Source organism: Psychromonas sp. Urea-02u-13 (assembly GCF_002835995.1).
In the GTDB taxonomy this organism is placed as follows: Bacteria; Pseudomonadota; Gammaproteobacteria; order Enterobacterales; family Psychromonadaceae; genus Psychromonas.
This window is the reverse complement of sequence record NZ_PJBZ01000280.1, coordinates 1-421: the sequence shown is the minus strand read 5'-3', so window position 1 is coordinate 421 and position 421 is coordinate 1. Positions and strand designations below refer to the sequence as shown.

The 421-nt window shown below is 37.5% G+C and carries 1 protein-coding gene; it reads left to right on the top strand.

From position 1 onward, the window contains the following. Positions 1 to 421, top strand: a 421-nt coding sequence (locus CXF74_RS21735; protein ID WP_157822535.1) for an ISAs1 family transposase, incomplete at both ends; no start/stop codon positions are given.

Here is a 421-nt window from a genome sequence, read left to right as displayed (position 1 = left end):
GGCGCTAAGGCCATTTGGCTTGTTAATGCTTGGTCGGTTGCAAACAACATGTGCTTTGGTCAAATTCAAGTTGATGAGAAATCAAATGAAATAACAGCGATCCCCAAACTGCTGGAGTTACTTGATATTAAAGGTGCCACCATCACAATTGATGCAATGGGATGTCAAACAAAAATAGCAGCTAAAATAGTTGATTTAGACGGCGATTTTGTACTTGCATTAAAAGGTAATCAAGGTGAGTTCCATGAAGATGTAAAACTCTATTTAGATTCAAATATTAATAAGTCTAGGGCTAATAAATTCGATTTTGCAGAAGAAATTCATGGTGATCACGGTCGAATAGAAACAAGGAAATCCTGGCTTTGTACTGATGTTGATTGGTTGATAGAACGTCACCCAAAGTGGAAAACGGTGAAAGGAA